We start from the raw sequence: 13907 nt of genomic DNA on the forward strand, positions 1-13907 counted from the left end.
CGCCGGCGTCGGGGGCCGCGGCCGTGCCCGCGGCGGGGCGCGCACCGGTGCCGGCGGCCGGAGCCGGTACCAGGGCCTTGGGCGCGGCGCCGGCGGCGTTCGCCTCCGCCTTGCGCAGCAGGGCGACCAGCGCCGCGTTGGCCCGCGCGTAGCCGACGGGGGTGGGGGCTCCGCTGCCGGTGCGCTCCTGCGAGACCGCGGGCAGTTCCTTCGCCCCGGCCGCCGGAGCCCCGGCGGCCTCGATGGCGAGCAGCCGGCGCTTCTCCAGGGCGCTGGCGCGCTCGGTCTCGGCGGTCGCGTAGCGGCGCAGCAGCGCGGCGTGCTCGCCCCGCAGGCCCGCCAGTTCGACGCGCTTGGCCCGCAGCTTGGTGTCGAGCTTGGCGCGCAGGACGCGCGCCTCCTCCAGATCGGATTCGAGCTCGGCTATCCGCTCGTCCGTCTTCCACTCGTCCTTGACCCGCTCGCGGGCCAGCTCCGCGACCCGGCGGCCGGCCGCCCGGTCCCAGGAGCGCATGAGCGCGGCGCCCCCGACGCCCGCGGCCGCCGCGAGCGCCACGAGCAGCCTCAGCGGCAGCGGTTCCGCGAGCAGCCAGGCCGCACCGGCGCTGGCCACGCCGACCCCGGCGACGGCGCACGGCGCGAGAAGACGGTGGAGGGGTTCGGGATTGCGGTGGCGTCCACGGGGCATGGCCTGAAATTTACAGGGCGTGGACCTCGCGCGGGATACCCGCCCGGCAATCTCTTGCCGGGCGGTTACCCCACGATTTCCCCTCAATCCCGTAACTGCTACTTCGTCAGAAGGCCCTTGGACTCCAGATAGGCCTTCGCGACGTCCGCCGGCTTCGCCCGCTCCGCGTCCACCTTCCGGTTCAGCTCGACGAGGTCGGCCGTGGTGAGCACCTTGGTGAGGTCGCCGAGGGCGTTGGCGACGTCCGGGGAACCCGCGTCCTTGGCGTTGACGACCGGCAGGAGGTTGTCGGCGTTCTGGAGCTTCTTGTCGTCCTCCAGCAGGACCAGGCCGTAGCCGTCGAGCGTGGCGTCGGTGGTGGTGGTCAGCACCAGCTGGTCCGCCCCGTCCTTGACGGCCTGCTTGGCCTGCGGGGTGCCGACGCCCTTGGGGTCGATCCCGGAAACCTGGATTCCGTACGTCTTCTCCAACCCGGGTGCGCAGAAGGGACGTACGGAGCATTCGTCACCAGCCGCGATCTTCACCTTCAGCCCGGACTTTCCGAGGTCGGAAAGGGTCTTGAGATTGTTCTTCTGGGCGAATTCCTTCGTCACGGCGAAGGCGTTCTGGTCGACGGCCTCGCCCGCCGGCAGGGCCTTGAGGCCGAGCGGGGCGGCGAGCTTGTCCAGCGCCGCCGCCGTGGCGCTCACGTCGCTGGAGGCGACGGGCTTGTCCTTGGGCGCGTCCTTGCCGTTGACCTTGGCGTTGAGGAACTCGGCGAGGGTGGCCGCGTACTCCGGGACCACGTCGATCTCGCCCTTCTCCAGGGAGGGTTCGTACAGCTCGCGGTTGCTGACCGTGGTGACGGAGGTGCCGTACCCCTCCTGCCGGAGCAGCTGCGCGTAGAGCTCGGCCAGGACGTTGGACTCGGTGAAGCCGGCCGCGCCGATCACCAGCTTGCCCTTGCCGCCCCCGGCGGGGGCGGCCGCGGAGGAGCCGCCGTCCTTGGTCTTCTCCAGGCTGTCGCCGCCACAGGCGGCCAGCGACACGGTCAGGGCCAGGACGCCCAGGGACGCGCCGAGGACACGCGTGGACTTGCTCATGGAGGTACTCCGTTTCGGGGTGGGGACGGGGGTCACGGGTTCAGCGGGACGGCGTGCGCAGCAGCAGCCGGTCCACTGCCACCAGTACGCCCTCCACCAGCAGCGCCAGCAGGGCGACCAGCAGCGCCCCCGCCACGACCTGCGCGGTGTTGTACGTGTTGAAGCCGGCGGTGATGATCCGGCCGAGGCCGCCCTGGCCGACCATCGCGGCGATCGTGGCGGTGGCGATGACCTGCACGGCGCCGGAGCGCAGCCCGGTCATCACCAGGCCGCGCGCGAGCGGCAGCTCCACCCGCAGGAACAGCTGGCCGCCCGACATGCCCATGCCCCGGGCGGCCTCGACCACCGACCGGTCGACCCCGCGCATGCCCACGTAGGCGTTGGTCAGCAGCGGCGGCACGGCGAACAGCACGAGCGCGGCGACGGTCGGCAGGTAGCCGGCGTTGCGCAGCGGCGAGACCATGAACAGGGCCAGCACCGCGAAGACGGGGACGGCCCGCCCGACGTTGGAGACGTTGACGGCGAGGGCGCCGCCCTTGCCGAGGTGGCCGAGCCACAGCCCGACGGGCAGGGCCACCGCGCAGGCGATGGCCAGGGCGATCCCGCTGACGTACACGTGCTCCGCGAGCCGGTGCCAGACACCGCTCTCGCCCGACCAGTTGGCTCCGTCCGCCAGCCAGTCGCCGGCCTTGCCCAGCACGCCCACGGCCTCAGGCCCCCTTCGCGGAACGGGCGGCCCTGGTCCACGGCGTCAGCAGTCGCTGCACCCCGAGCAGCAGCAGGTCGGCGACCAGCGCGAGCAGTACGCACAGCACGGAGGCGGTGAGCACCTGGGCCTTGAAGGAGCTGTTGACGGCGGGGGCGATCAGGTTGCCCAGCCCGCCCTTGCCGACGATGGAGCCGACGGTGGTCAGGGCCACGGTCGAGACGGTGGCGATCCGCACCCCGGCGAGCAGCGCGGGGAGCGCCAGCGGCAGTTCGACCTGCCACAGCAGCCGGGCGGGGCCGTAGCCCATCCCGCGCGCGGCCTCCCGTACGTCCTCGGGGACGGCTTCCAGGCCGGCCAGCACGTTGCGCACCAGGATGGTCAGCGAGTACAGCACGAGACCGGTCACCACCAGGGCCGCCGAGAGCCCGAAGAGCGGCAGCAGCAGCGAGAACATGGCCAGCGAGGGGACCGTGTACAAGAGGGTGGTCAGCCCGAGCACGGGGGCCGCCCAGCGGCGGCCGCGGCGGGCCAGCAGCGCGAGCGGAACGGACACGGCGATGCCGATGAGCACCGAGACGCCCGTGATCCAGACGTGTTCGACGGTGGCGTCGGTGAGTTCCTGGGCGCGGGAGCTGACGTAGTCCCAGCAGATCCAGTCGTTGGCCACGAGGCAGCTCTGCCCGGTCACGCTCCTCACCCCCTCATCACCACACGAACATTGTTTCGGATGTACCACCACGAGCGACCATAACCCCCGGCGCGGGCGATGACCGGATTCCTTCGCACGCGGGCAACACGCCCTTCACACATCCCGGCTCCGGGTACGGGAGGATGGCCGGGTGATCCGATTCGAGCATGTGACCAAGCGCTACCCCGATGGGACGACGGCCGTCGAGGACCTGTCCTTCGAGGTCGCGGAGGGCGAACTGGTCACCCTGGTGGGCCCGTCCGGCTGCGGCAAGACGACCACGATGAAGATGGTCAACCGGCTGATCGAGCCCACCTCGGGCCGGATCCTCCTCGACGGCGAGGACATCGCCGCCGCGGACCCCGTCGCGCTGCGCCGCCGGATCGGCTACGTCATCCAGCAGGTCGGGCTGTTCCCCCACAAGACGGTGCTGGAGAACACGGCGACCGTGCCCCGGCTGACCGGCACCCCGAAGGCGCGGGCCCGCGCGCGGGCGGCCGAGCTGCTCGAACTGGTGGGGCTGGATCCGGCCGTCTACGGGGGCCGCTACCCGGAGCAGCTGTCGGGCGGCCAGCGCCAGCGCGTCGGCGTGGCCCGCGCGCTGGCCGCGGACCCGCCGGTGCTGCTGATGGACGAGCCCTTCGGGGCGGTGGACCCGGTGGTCCGCGAGCGGCTCCAGAACGAGTTCCTGACCCTGCAGAAGACGGTCCGCAAGACGATCCTGCTGGTCACCCACGACCTGGAGGAGGCCGTCCGGCTCGGCGACCGGATCGCCGTCTACGGCCACGGCACCATCGAGCAGTTCGCCCGGCCCGCCGAGGTGCTCGCCGCGCCGGCCACCGAGTACGTCGCCTCCTTCGTCGGCGCGGACCGCGGTCTCAAGCGCCTCGCCGTCACCCACGTGGAGACGGCCGACCTGACCCCGGCGAACGGCCCGGCACCGGCCTCGGCGGTGGCCCTGGGGGCCTCGCTGCGCGAGGCGTTGGCGGCCCTCCTCCAGGAGGACTCGGGGCGGATCGGGGTCACCGATCCGGACACGGGCGCGCTGGCCGGCGTACTGACCCCGGAGGGCGTCCACCGGGCGCTGCGCCGGGCCGACCTGCAAGGGGCGCACGGGGCGTAGGGGCCTCGGCCGCGCCGCCCCGCGCCGGAAAACGAAAAGGGCCCGACCGGAGCCGGGCCCTGCACCTGTCCCCCGGGGATCAGGCCTGCGTACGACCGCTCATCCACACCAGCATCGGCGGGATCTCGCGGCGCCACGTGTTGAAGTTGTGGCCACCGCTGTCGAGGATGATCGAGGAGACCCGGTCCGAGCCCTTGACCAGCTTGATGAACTTCTTGGTGTCGTTCAGGTTGTCCTCGCCCTTCTCGCTGGTGGTGACGAGGAAGGACGTACCGGTCGGCTGCTTCTTGTCCAGGCTGTACAGCACGTCCGCGCGCTTCTTCAGCTTGTCGTCCCCGTGGAACAGGTCACCGGTCGTCGCGTCGTCGGCGGCCTTGTAGTACGCGGACAGGCCCACGGCCGCGCCGAAGGTCTGCGGGTGGTGCGCGGCGATCTTCAGGGCGCAGTAGCCGCCCGTGGAGTTCCCGATGAAGCCCATGTTCTGCGGCTTCTTGCCGACCCGGAAGGTCCCCTGGATGGCCTGCGGCAGGTCCTGCGCGAAGAAGGTCTCGGTCTGCGGACCGCCCGGGATGTCCACGCACTCGGTGTCGCGCGGCGGCGCGATGGTCGGCCGGAGCATCACCAGGATCATCGGCTTCATCTTGCCCTGCTTGGCCTGCTTGAAGGCCGTCATGGGGTAGTTCAGCCCTTTGATCAGGTTCTCGGCGGTACCCGGGTAACCCGTCAGGACGATCGACGCGGGGAAGTTCTGCTCCTTGTAGTGCGGCTGGAAGTACTCCGGCGGCAGCCACACGTAGCCGGGGCTCGTTATCTTTGACTTCTGCCCGGTTATGGCAACCTTCAGGATCTGACCACCGACCTGCGGCTTGCCCCCGCCGGGCACGTCGAGCTTCTGCTTGTCGATGACCTTGATGTCCTTGCTGCTCATCGAGTGGTCGACGACTTTGCCGATGGACGTCTCCTGACCGAACAGGTCGGCCCAGGAACCGTAGAAGAGGAACGACTTGTTGGCCGCGAGACCGACTGCGGAGAACAGTGCGAGCTGGGTCGCGAGCAGGAGGCCGATCCGGCCGGAGACCGAGCGCCAGGAGCGGCCGGAGAGCTTCGGCCAGAACCAGACCGTCACCCCGAACAGCAGCACACCGGCGATGATGGCCAGGACCAGAACCGTATTACTGGTGAGACCCATGAGCAGTCAGTCGACTTTCTGATGGCAGGACTAGATTTTTCCGACGGAAGAGTGAACCCGCTCCTCCTCGATGTCGTCCTAGTGGACGCACCACACACCGGAGGCTGTCGCGGCCTTCGGCCACATGATCTCTCGCGGAGCAACGGGAAGCGATGTCTAGCAGGATAGATGGCGATAAGTCCGGACAGGTTCCGAAGCGGGTCAGCCGAATCCTCCGAGGCCCACGACCGGAGGCCGTCCCCGGCCTCGTAGGCACATCCGTCATGATCGTCGGTCTGCTGGACATCGCCGCGGGCGTCTTCCCGCGGTTCCGTCACAGCCGGATCCACGCGGTCACCGAAGTACTGCCCGGTTCCGTGGGCCCCTTCGCCGCCGCGCTGGCCATCAGCGCCGGTGTCCTCATCCTGCTGCTCGCGCACGGCCTCAAGCGCCGCAAGCGCCGGGCCTGGCGGGCCGCCGTCATCCTGCTGCCCGCCGGCGCCGTGGCGCAGTTCGCGTACCGCCACTCCGTCATCGGCGTGGTCATCTCGGCGGTGCTCCTCGCGCTGCTGGTACGCCACCAGGGTGAATTCAAGGCCCTGCCGGACCCGCGCAGCCGCTGGAAGGCGCTCGCGAACTTCGTGCTGATGAGCGCCGGCTCCATCGGGCTCGGCCTGGTGATCGTCAACGTCCACCCGGGCAAGGTCGTCGGCCACCCGAGCCTGTACGAGCAGATCACCCACGTCGTCTACGGCCTCTTCGGCTTCGAGGGCCCCGTCGACTACGCCGGGCGGGTCTCCTGGACCGTCGGCTACTCCCTCGGCGCCCTCGGCATGCTGACCGCCGTCACCACGATCTACCTGGCCTTCCGCCCCGAGCACCCGGCCGCCCGGCTCACCGTCGACGACGAGGCGAAGCTGCGCGAGCTGCTCGCCAAGCACGGCGGCCGCGACTCCCTCGGCCACTTCGCGCTCCGCCGCGACAAGGCCGTCGTCTTCTCCCCCAGCGGCAAGGCGGCCGTCACCTACCGCGTCGTCTCCGGCGTGATGCTCGCCTCCGGCGACCCCATCGGCGACGTCGAGGCCTGGCCCGGCGCCATCGAGCGCTTCATGGAGGAGGCCAAGGCCCACTCCTGGACCCCTGCCGTCGTGGGCTGCAGCGAGACCGGCGGCGAGGTCTGGACCCGCGAGACCGGTCTGGACGCCCTGGAACTCGGTGACGAGGCGATCGTCGACGTCAAAGACTTCTCCCTCTCCGGACGCCCCATGCGCAACGTCCGCCAGATGGTGAAGCGCATCGAGCGCAACGGCTACACCACCCAGGTCCGCCGCGTCAGCGAGCTGACCGAGGAGGAGCTGGAGCGGGTACGGGGCGCCGCCGAGGCCTGGCGCGGCACCGACACCGAGCGCGGTTTCTCCATGGCGCTGGGCCGGGTCGGCGAGGAGGGCGACGGCGACTGCTTCATCGCCACCGCCCACCGCGTCGAGGAGGGCGACACCAGCCCGTTCGGCGACCTCAAGGCCGTCCTCCACTTCGTCCCGTGGGGCAAGGACGGCATGTCGCTGGAGCTGATGCGCCGCGACCGCGCCGCCGACCCCGGCATGAACGAGCTGCTCATCGTGGCCTCCCTGGAGGCCTCCCCGTCGCTCGGCATCGAGCAGGTCTCGCTGAACTTCGCGATGTTCCGCTCGGCACTGGCCCGCGGCGAGAAGATCGGCGCCGGCCCGGTGCTGCGGATGTGGCGCGGCCTGCTGGTCTTCCTGTCGCGCTGGTTCCAGATCGAGTCGCTGTACAAGTTCAACGCGAAGTTCCGCCCCCGCTGGGAGCCGCGCTTCATGGTCTACCGCCAGACCCGCGACCTGCCCCGCATCGGCTTCGCGGTGATGCAGGCCGAGGGCTTCGTGACGCTGGCCCTGCCGCGCCTGTTCGCCGGCCGCCGCGGCCCCAAGCCGGTCCGCACCTGCGCCCACGACCACGCGACGGTCCCGGCCCAGAAGGAACGCGAGATCCAGGCGGCCTGACCCGCCACAGGTGGGGCCGGCACTGCCCCGGGCAGCGCCGGCCCCACCGCCATGTCCCCCTCGTTTCCACCCCGGGGAAGGACCCCAGGACGCCAGCCCCCGCAAGGGACCCAGGGGCGCAGCCCCGGGAAGGGGGCCCAGGGGCGCAGCCCCCGCAAGGGACCCAGGGGCGCAGCCCCGGGAAGGGGGCCCAGGGGCGCAGCCCCCGCAAGGGACCCCAGGGGCGCAGCCCCGGCAAGGGGGCCCAGGGCGCAGCCCCGGCAAGGGGGCCCAGGGCGCAGCCCCGGCAAGGGGTCCCGGGGCGCAGCCCCGGGGAGCTGGGGAAGGGTGGGCCGGGAGCGGGCCGTGCAGGGCCGGCCACCCCCACCGCACCGCCCGGCCAGGGCAAGGGCAGGGGCCCTACCCTGGGACCATGAACACCAACCGCGGGCCCGTCTCCAGGGGCCTGGTGACAGGGCTGCCCGACTGGGACCGCTGCGGGGTCATGGGCGTCGTCAACGTCACCCCCGACTCCTTCTCCGACGGGGGCCGCTGGTTCGACACCACCGCCGCCGTCAAGCGCGGCCTCGACCTCGWCGCCCAGGGCGCCGACCTCGTCGACGTCGGCGGGGAGTCCACCCGCCCCGGCGCCTCCCGCGTCGACGCCGACGAGGAACTGCGCCGCGTCGTCCCCGTCGTCCGCGGACTGGCCTCCGAGGGCGTGACCGTCTCCGTCGACACCATGCGCGCGACCGTCGCCGCCCAGGCCGTCGCGGCCGGCGCCGCCCTCGTCAACGACGTCAGCGGTGGCCTCGCCGACCCCGGCATGATCCCGGCGGTGGCCGCCGCCGAGGTGCCGTTCGTCGTCATGCACTGGCGCGGGTTCAGCGACGGCATGAACAGCCTCGCCGTCTACGAGGACGTCCTCGGCGAGGTCGCCGCCGAGCTCCGGACCCGCATCGACGCCGTCGTCGCCGGCGGCATCGCCCCCGAGCGGCTGGTCGTCGACCCCGGCCTCGGCTTCGCGAAGAACGCCGAGCACGACCTGGCCCTGGTCGCCCACCTCCGCGATCTGCGCGAGCTCGGCTTTCCACTCCTGGTCGCCGCCTCGCGGAAGCGTTTCCTCGGCCGGGTCCTGGCGGGCGCCGCCGACGCCGCCCCGCCTCCCGCCCGCGAGCGGGACGCCGCCACCGCCGCCGTCTCGGCCATCGCCGCCCACCAGGGCGCCTGGGCCGTCCGGGTGCACGAGGTACGGGCGACCGCCGACGCGGTTCGGGTGGCCCGCGCCGTGGAAGGGGCACTGTGACCCACCGGAGGAACTGGGAAGGGGCACGGTGAGCCGTACCGACATCGAAGCCGTCGAAGAGGTCAACGCGACCTTCTACGAGGCCATGGAGCGGGGGGACTTCGACGCCCTTTCGGCGCTCTGGCTCGAAGACGAGATCTCCTGCGTGCACCCGGGATGGCCGGTGCTCTCCGGGCGGGGCGAGGTGCTGCGCTCGTACGCGCTGATCATGTCCCACACCGAGTACATCCAGTTCTTCCTCACCGACACCAAGGTGGCCCTCATAGGCGACACCGCCCTGGTCACCTGTACCGAGAACATCCTCAGCGGCGGCCCGTCCGGGGAGGCCGGGGAACTGGGTCCGCTGGTGGGTCAGCTGGTCGTCGCCACGAATGTGTTCCGACGCACACCGGAGGGCTGGCGGCTCTGGTCCCACCACGGTTCTCCGGTCCTCACGGACTCCGATGACGAGGAGGAAGAGGGCACCGACTGACCCCAACGGCGGGGACGGAGGTCCGTCGCAGGTAAATTCGAAGGCGGACGACGCCGACCGCACTCGGCGTAGGCCCATGGACCCGGGGAGCCCCGGGACCGGAAGCACCTACGAAAGCAGGAGTGATTCGCGTGGATCGTGTCGCACTGCGCGGCCTCAAGGCTCGCGGGCACCACGGCGTCTTCCCCCGGGAGCGCGAAGAGGGCCAGACCTTCATCGTCGACCTCGTGCTGCACATCGACGCCCGCCCCGCGGCGGCCGACGACGACCTGGCCAAGACCGTGCACTACGGGGTCGTGGCCGAGGAGGTCGTCGACGTGGTCCGGGGAGAGCCGGTCGACCTGATCGAGACCCTCGCCGAGCGGATCGCCCAGCAGTGCCTGAAGCACGAAGCGGTGGCACAGGTGGAGGTCGTCGTCCACAAGCCGGACGCACCCATCACCGTCCCCTTCGACGACGTGACCATCACGATCACCCGGAGCCGCGCATGAACAACGGCCTGAACGCCCAGAGCGACCCCACCGTCCAGCCGGTACCCGCCTCCGTCGTCGAGGCGGTCGACGCGGCGGACACGACCCTGTCCAACCCCAAATGGGCCGTCGTCGCGCTCGGCTCGAACCTCGGCAACCGCCTGGACACCCTCCAGGGCGCCGTCGACGCCCTCGGCGACACGCCGGGCCTGCGGGTCAAGGCGGTCTCCCCCGTCTACGAGACCGAGCCGTGGGGCGTCGAGCCCGGCTCGCAGCCCTCGTACCTCAACGCCGTCGTCGCGGTGAAGACCACCCTGCCGCCCTCCTCGCTCCTGGAGCGGGCCCACGCCATCGAGGAGGCCTACGACCGCGTCCGCGAGGAGCGCTGGGGGCCCCGCACGATCGACGTGGACATCGTGGCCTACGCCGACGTGGTCTCCGACGACCCCGTCCTCACCCTGCCGCACCCCCGTGCCCACCAGCGCGGCTTCGTCCTGGCCCCCTGGCACGACATCGACCCCGAGGCCACGCTCCCCGGCCACGGCCCCGTGGCCGCCCTGCTGGCCGAAATCGGCCGGACCGGGCTCACGCCGCGCCCCGACCTGGAACTCCGCCTCCCGGAGTAGTCGTTAGTAGCCTGTTCAGGGCCATGGGGGCCAGTCACCGAGAGTGGGGAACGGGCAAGTGAAGCAACTGAGGCCGGCGGTCCTGGCGGGGATCTTCGTGATCGCCGGGGTGCTGTCCTGGGCGGGCGCACGGCTGTGGAACGCCTACGGGACCCTGCCGGGCGTCCCGCTGGCCGCGCCGATCGTGCTGGCGGTGATCGCCGCCGTACTGTTCGCGACGGCCCTGTCGATGCGGGCCCGGCTGAAGGCCCAGCGCGAGCGGCGGCCGGGGGCCAAGGGCGTGGAGCCGCTGATGGCGGCCCGTGCGGTGGTCTTCGGCCAGGCCAGCGCCCTGGTCGCGGCCCTCGTGGCCGGCATGTACGGCGGGGTCGGCGTCTTCCTGCTGACCGACTCCCTCGACGTGCCCGCCCGCAGGGACCAGGCCTGGTACGCGGGTGGCTGCGTCCTCGCGGGCGCTGCCGTGATCGCGGCCGCCCTCTTCCTGGAACACGTCCTGAAGCTCCCGGACGACGAGGACCCCACCAAGGCCACGGCGGCCGCCTGAGGCCCCTCCCGGTGGGCCGTCAGCCGCTCCCGGAGCCGGCGGGGGCTCCGGGATGCCCGGCCGACGCCACCGCGGGGCCGCCAACGGCTTCAGCGCGCCATGATGAGGCTCATGGCCTCGTTGCGGGTCGCGGGGTCGCGGAGCTGGCCGCGGACGGCGGAGGTGATGGTCTTGGCGCCGGGCTTGCGGACCCCGCGCATGGTCATGCACATGTGCTCGCACTCGATGACCACGATGCAGCCGCGCGGGTCCAGGATCTCCATCAGGGAATCGGCGATCTGCGTGGTCAGCCGCTCCTGGACCTGGGGGCGGCGGGCGAAGACGTCGACCAGGCGGGCCAGCTTGGACAGGCCCGTGATCTTGCCGTCCACGGACGGGATGTACCCCACGTGCGCCACGCCGTGGAACGGCACCAGATGGTGTTCACACGAGCTCATGACCTCGATGTCCTTCACCAGGACCATCTCGTCGTGGCCGAGGTCGAACGTCGTCGTCAGGACCTCTTCGGGCTTCTGGTACAGCCCGGCGAATATCTCCTTGTACGCCCGCGCCACCCGCGCCGGAGTCTCCAGGAGGCCTTCGCGGTCCGGGTCCTCGCCGACCGCTATCAGGAGCTCTCGGACGGCCGCCTCGGCGCGCTTCTCGTCGAACTCGCCGATCGTGCCCTCGCCACCGGTCAGGGTCACTGGGTCGGTCATCTCATCCTCGTTCCTGTCCGCACACGCGGGGGTCGTACAAATGTGCCGCGCCCCCCAGGCTAGAACCTGGGGGGCGCGGCTTCCATTCCGGGTGGGTCAGGCTTCGGGGCGGTCCTCCGGGGCCACCTCGATGCCCTTCTCCGTCGATACCGGCGACGCGGCGGACGCCGAGGTGCCGTTGGCGGAGTTCGTCAGCTGGAGCTCCTTGGGAGAGAGCACCGGCGGACGGGTGGAAGGAGTGCGGCGGGAGGAGCCGGTCCACGCGGGACGGGCCGGACGCTTCACGATCGTGGAGAAGATCTCGGCGATCTGCTCCTTGTTCAGCGTCTCCTTCTCCAGCAGCGCGAGGACCAGGTTGTCCAGGACGTCCCGGTTCTCGACCAGGATCTCCCAGGCCTCGTTGTGCGCGGTCTCGATGAGCTTCTTGACCTCTTCGTCGACCAGCGCCGCGACCTCTTCCGAGTAGTCCCGCGGGTGCGACATCTCGCGGCCCAGGAACGGCTCGGTGTTGTCGCCGCCGAACTTGATCGCACCGAGACGCTCGGTCATGCCGTACTGCGTGACCATGGCCCGCGCCGTGGCGGTGGCCTTCTCGATGTCGTTCGCCGCGCCCGTGGTCGGGTCGTGGAAGACCAGCTCCTCGGCCGCGCGCCCGCCCAGCATGTACGCCAGCTGGTCGAGCATCTCGTTGCGCGTGGTCGAGTACTTGTCCTCGTCGGGCAGGACCATGGTGTAACCCAGGGCCCGGCCGCGGGACAGGATCGTGATCTTGTGGACCGGGTCGGAGTTCGGGGAGGCCGCCGCGACCAGGGCGTGTCCGCCCTCGTGGTACGCGGTGATCTTCTTTTCCTTGTCCGACATGATCCGGGTCCGCTTCTGCGGGCCCGCCACGACGCGGTCGATCGCCTCGTCCAGCATGTGGTTGTCGATCAGCTTCATGTCCGAGCGGGCGGTCAGCAGGGCCGCCTCGTTCAGGACGTTGGAGAGATCGGCACCGGTGAAGCCGGGGGTGCGGCGGGCGACGGCCGAGAGGTCGACGTCCGGAGCGACCGGCTTGCCCTTCTGGTGGACCTTGAGGATCTCCAGACGGCCCTGCATGTCGGGCCGGTCGACCGCGATCTGCCGGTCGAAGCGGCCCGGGCGCAGCAGCGCCGGGTCGAGGATGTCGGGCCGGTTCGTGGCGGCGATCAGGATGACGCCGCCCTTCACGTCGAAGCCGTCCATCTCGACGAGCAGCTGGTTGAGGGTCTGCTCGCGCTCGTCGTGACCGCCGCCGAGACCCGCACCGCGGTGCCGGCCGACGGCGTCGATCTCGTCGACGAAGACGATCGCCGGCGCGTTGGCCTTGGCCTGTTCGAACAGGTCACGGACACGCGAGGCACCGACACCGACGAACATCTCGACGAAGTCGGAACCGGAGATCGAGTAGAACGGGACGCCCGCCTCGCCCGCGACGGCACGCGCGAGCAGGGTCTTGCCGGTGCCGGGCGGGCCGTAGAGCAGCACGCCCTTGGGGATCTTGGCGCCGACCGCCTGGAACTTCGCCGGCTCCTGGAGGAACTCCTTGATCTCGTGGAGTTCCTCGACGGCCTCGTCCGCGCCCGCGACGTCCGCGAACGTCGTCTTCGGGGTGTCCTTGGTGATGAGCTTGGCCTTGGACTTCCCGAAGTTCATGACCCGGGAGCCGCCGCCCTGCATCTGGTTCATCAGGAACAGGAAGACGACGACGATGAGGACGAAGGGCAGGAGCGAGAGCAGCACGCTCAGGAACGGGCTGGTCTTGTCCGGGGTGACGGAGTATCCGTCAGGGATCTGACCGGCTTCGTACTTGGTCTGGAGGTTCTGGGCGAGCTGAACGCCCTGATCCCCGATGTAGTTGGCCTGGAACTTGGTGCCGTCGTTGTTGCCGAGCTTCTGGCCCTTTTTCAGCTCGATCTTGATCATCTGGCTGTCACCGGTGGTCAGCTTGGCGCTTTCCACCTGGCCAGTGTTGATCGCCTTGATGACCTCGCTGGTCTCCACCGACTTGTAGCCGCCGCCGGAGCCGACGACGTTCATCAACACGACCACGGCGAGGACGGCCAGCACGATCCACATGACCGGCCCACGGAAGTATCGCTTCACGTCCATCCATACGGGGCGCCAGGCACCCCGTCCCTCCTGCCCGTAGGTAAATGCAGCTGTGAGTAAAGACTGTTCTTCGGAATGTACCCCTGTATTGTCACCCGCGGCCTCGTGGGACGGCTGACAGATCCGCTCTCCCCCCGCTCAACGCAGGGAACCGCCCCCAGGTTCCCCCGGGGGCCCAAGCGGCGGGACGGCCGACGTTACCG

General features: G+C 70.8%; 13 protein-coding genes and 1 pseudogene. 7 read left to right on the top strand and 7 right to left on the bottom strand.

The features are described from left to right. From AB4039_RS11835 to AB4039_RS11850, 4 genes and pseudogenes are all read right to left on the bottom strand, one after another. Positions 1-688 (bottom strand): annotated as a pseudogene (locus tag AB4039_RS11835) (hypothetical protein); the annotation flags it as partial. Between the two features lie 98 nt (positions 689-786). Then, positions 787-1770 carry an ABC transporter substrate-binding protein gene (locus AB4039_RS11840; protein WP_266839879.1) on the bottom strand — a complete coding sequence of 328 codons (984 nt, stop codon included), beginning with the start codon at positions 1768-1770 and terminating at the stop codon, positions 787-789. Positions 1771-1810: 40 nt separating this feature from the next. Next, entirely contained in the window at positions 1811-2476 is a 666-nt protein-coding gene (locus AB4039_RS11845) for an ABC transporter permease (RefSeq protein WP_266839881.1), read from the bottom strand. 4 nt (positions 2477-2480) lie between these two features. Next, positions 2481-3167 (bottom strand): ABC transporter permease, encoded by a 687-nt coding sequence (locus AB4039_RS11850; RefSeq protein WP_266839883.1) that lies wholly within the window; start codon positions 3165-3167, stop codon positions 2481-2483. 151 nt (positions 3168-3318) lie between these two features. Here AB4039_RS11850 and AB4039_RS11855 point away from each other — a divergent pair, with 151 nt between their 5' ends. After that, positions 3319-4290: an ATP-binding cassette domain-containing protein gene (locus tag AB4039_RS11855; protein WP_266839884.1), complete on the top strand. Its 972-nt coding sequence runs from the start codon at positions 3319-3321 to the stop codon at positions 4288-4290. Positions 4291-4369: 79 nt separating this feature from the next. Here the strand turns inward: AB4039_RS11855 and AB4039_RS11860 are convergent, their stop codons facing one another. Then, positions 4370-5479 (bottom strand): alpha/beta hydrolase-fold protein, encoded by a 1110-nt coding sequence (locus tag AB4039_RS11860; RefSeq protein ID WP_266839885.1) that lies wholly within the window; start codon positions 5477-5479, stop codon positions 4370-4372. A gap of 152 nt (positions 5480-5631) precedes the next feature. On the opposite strand from AB4039_RS11860, the gene AB4039_RS11865 reads away from it, so the two are divergent. The 6 genes from AB4039_RS11865 (at position 5632) to AB4039_RS11890 (ending at position 10876) form a co-directional block, all read left to right on the top strand. Then, on the top strand, positions 5632-7479 hold the full coding sequence (locus AB4039_RS11865; RefSeq protein ID WP_266839886.1) for a phosphatidylglycerol lysyltransferase domain-containing protein: 1848 nt from the start codon (positions 5632-5634) through the stop codon (positions 7477-7479). A 412-nt stretch (positions 7480-7891) separates the two neighbouring features. Beyond that, the gene (folP, locus tag AB4039_RS11870; RefSeq protein ID WP_442270667.1) at positions 7892-8764 is read left to right on the top strand and encodes a dihydropteroate synthase; all 873 of its coding nucleotides are present in this window, start codon (positions 7892-7894) and stop codon (positions 8762-8764) included. Positions 8765-8792: 28 nt separating this feature from the next. Next, positions 8793-9236: a nuclear transport factor 2 family protein gene (locus AB4039_RS11875; protein ID WP_266839888.1), complete on the top strand. Its 444-nt coding sequence runs from the start codon at positions 8793-8795 to the stop codon at positions 9234-9236. A gap of 131 nt (positions 9237-9367) precedes the next feature. Beyond that, entirely contained in the window at positions 9368-9727 is a 360-nt protein-coding gene (folB, locus tag AB4039_RS11880) for a dihydroneopterin aldolase (protein WP_266839889.1), read from the top strand. After that, positions 9724-10332 (top strand): 2-amino-4-hydroxy-6-hydroxymethyldihydropteridine diphosphokinase, encoded by a 609-nt coding sequence (folK, locus tag AB4039_RS11885; protein ID WP_266839891.1) that lies wholly within the window; start codon positions 9724-9726, stop codon positions 10330-10332. The genes folB and folK overlap by 4 nt, the downstream gene beginning before the upstream one ends. A 58-nt stretch (positions 10333-10390) precedes the next feature. Then, complete coding sequence (locus AB4039_RS11890; protein WP_266839892.1) at positions 10391-10876, top strand: DUF3180 domain-containing protein; 486 nt, start codon at positions 10391-10393, stop codon at positions 10874-10876. An 89-nt stretch (positions 10877-10965) separates the two neighbouring features. Here AB4039_RS11890 and folE read toward each other — a convergent pair whose 3' ends face one another. Then, the gene (folE, locus tag AB4039_RS11895; protein ID WP_266839893.1) at positions 10966-11574 is read right to left on the bottom strand and encodes a GTP cyclohydrolase I FolE; all 609 of its coding nucleotides are present in this window, start codon (positions 11572-11574) and stop codon (positions 10966-10968) included. A 96-nt stretch (positions 11575-11670) separates the two neighbouring features. After that, positions 11671-13704, bottom strand: a complete 2034-nt coding sequence (gene ftsH, locus AB4039_RS11900; RefSeq protein WP_266839895.1) for an ATP-dependent zinc metalloprotease FtsH — start codon at positions 13702-13704, stop codon at positions 11671-11673. Positions 13705-13907: the final 203 nt, after the last annotated feature.

It is taken from the genome of Streptomyces sp. M-16, from assembly GCF_052114405.1.
GTDB lineage: Bacteria > Actinomycetota > Actinomycetes > Streptomycetales > Streptomycetaceae > Streptomyces.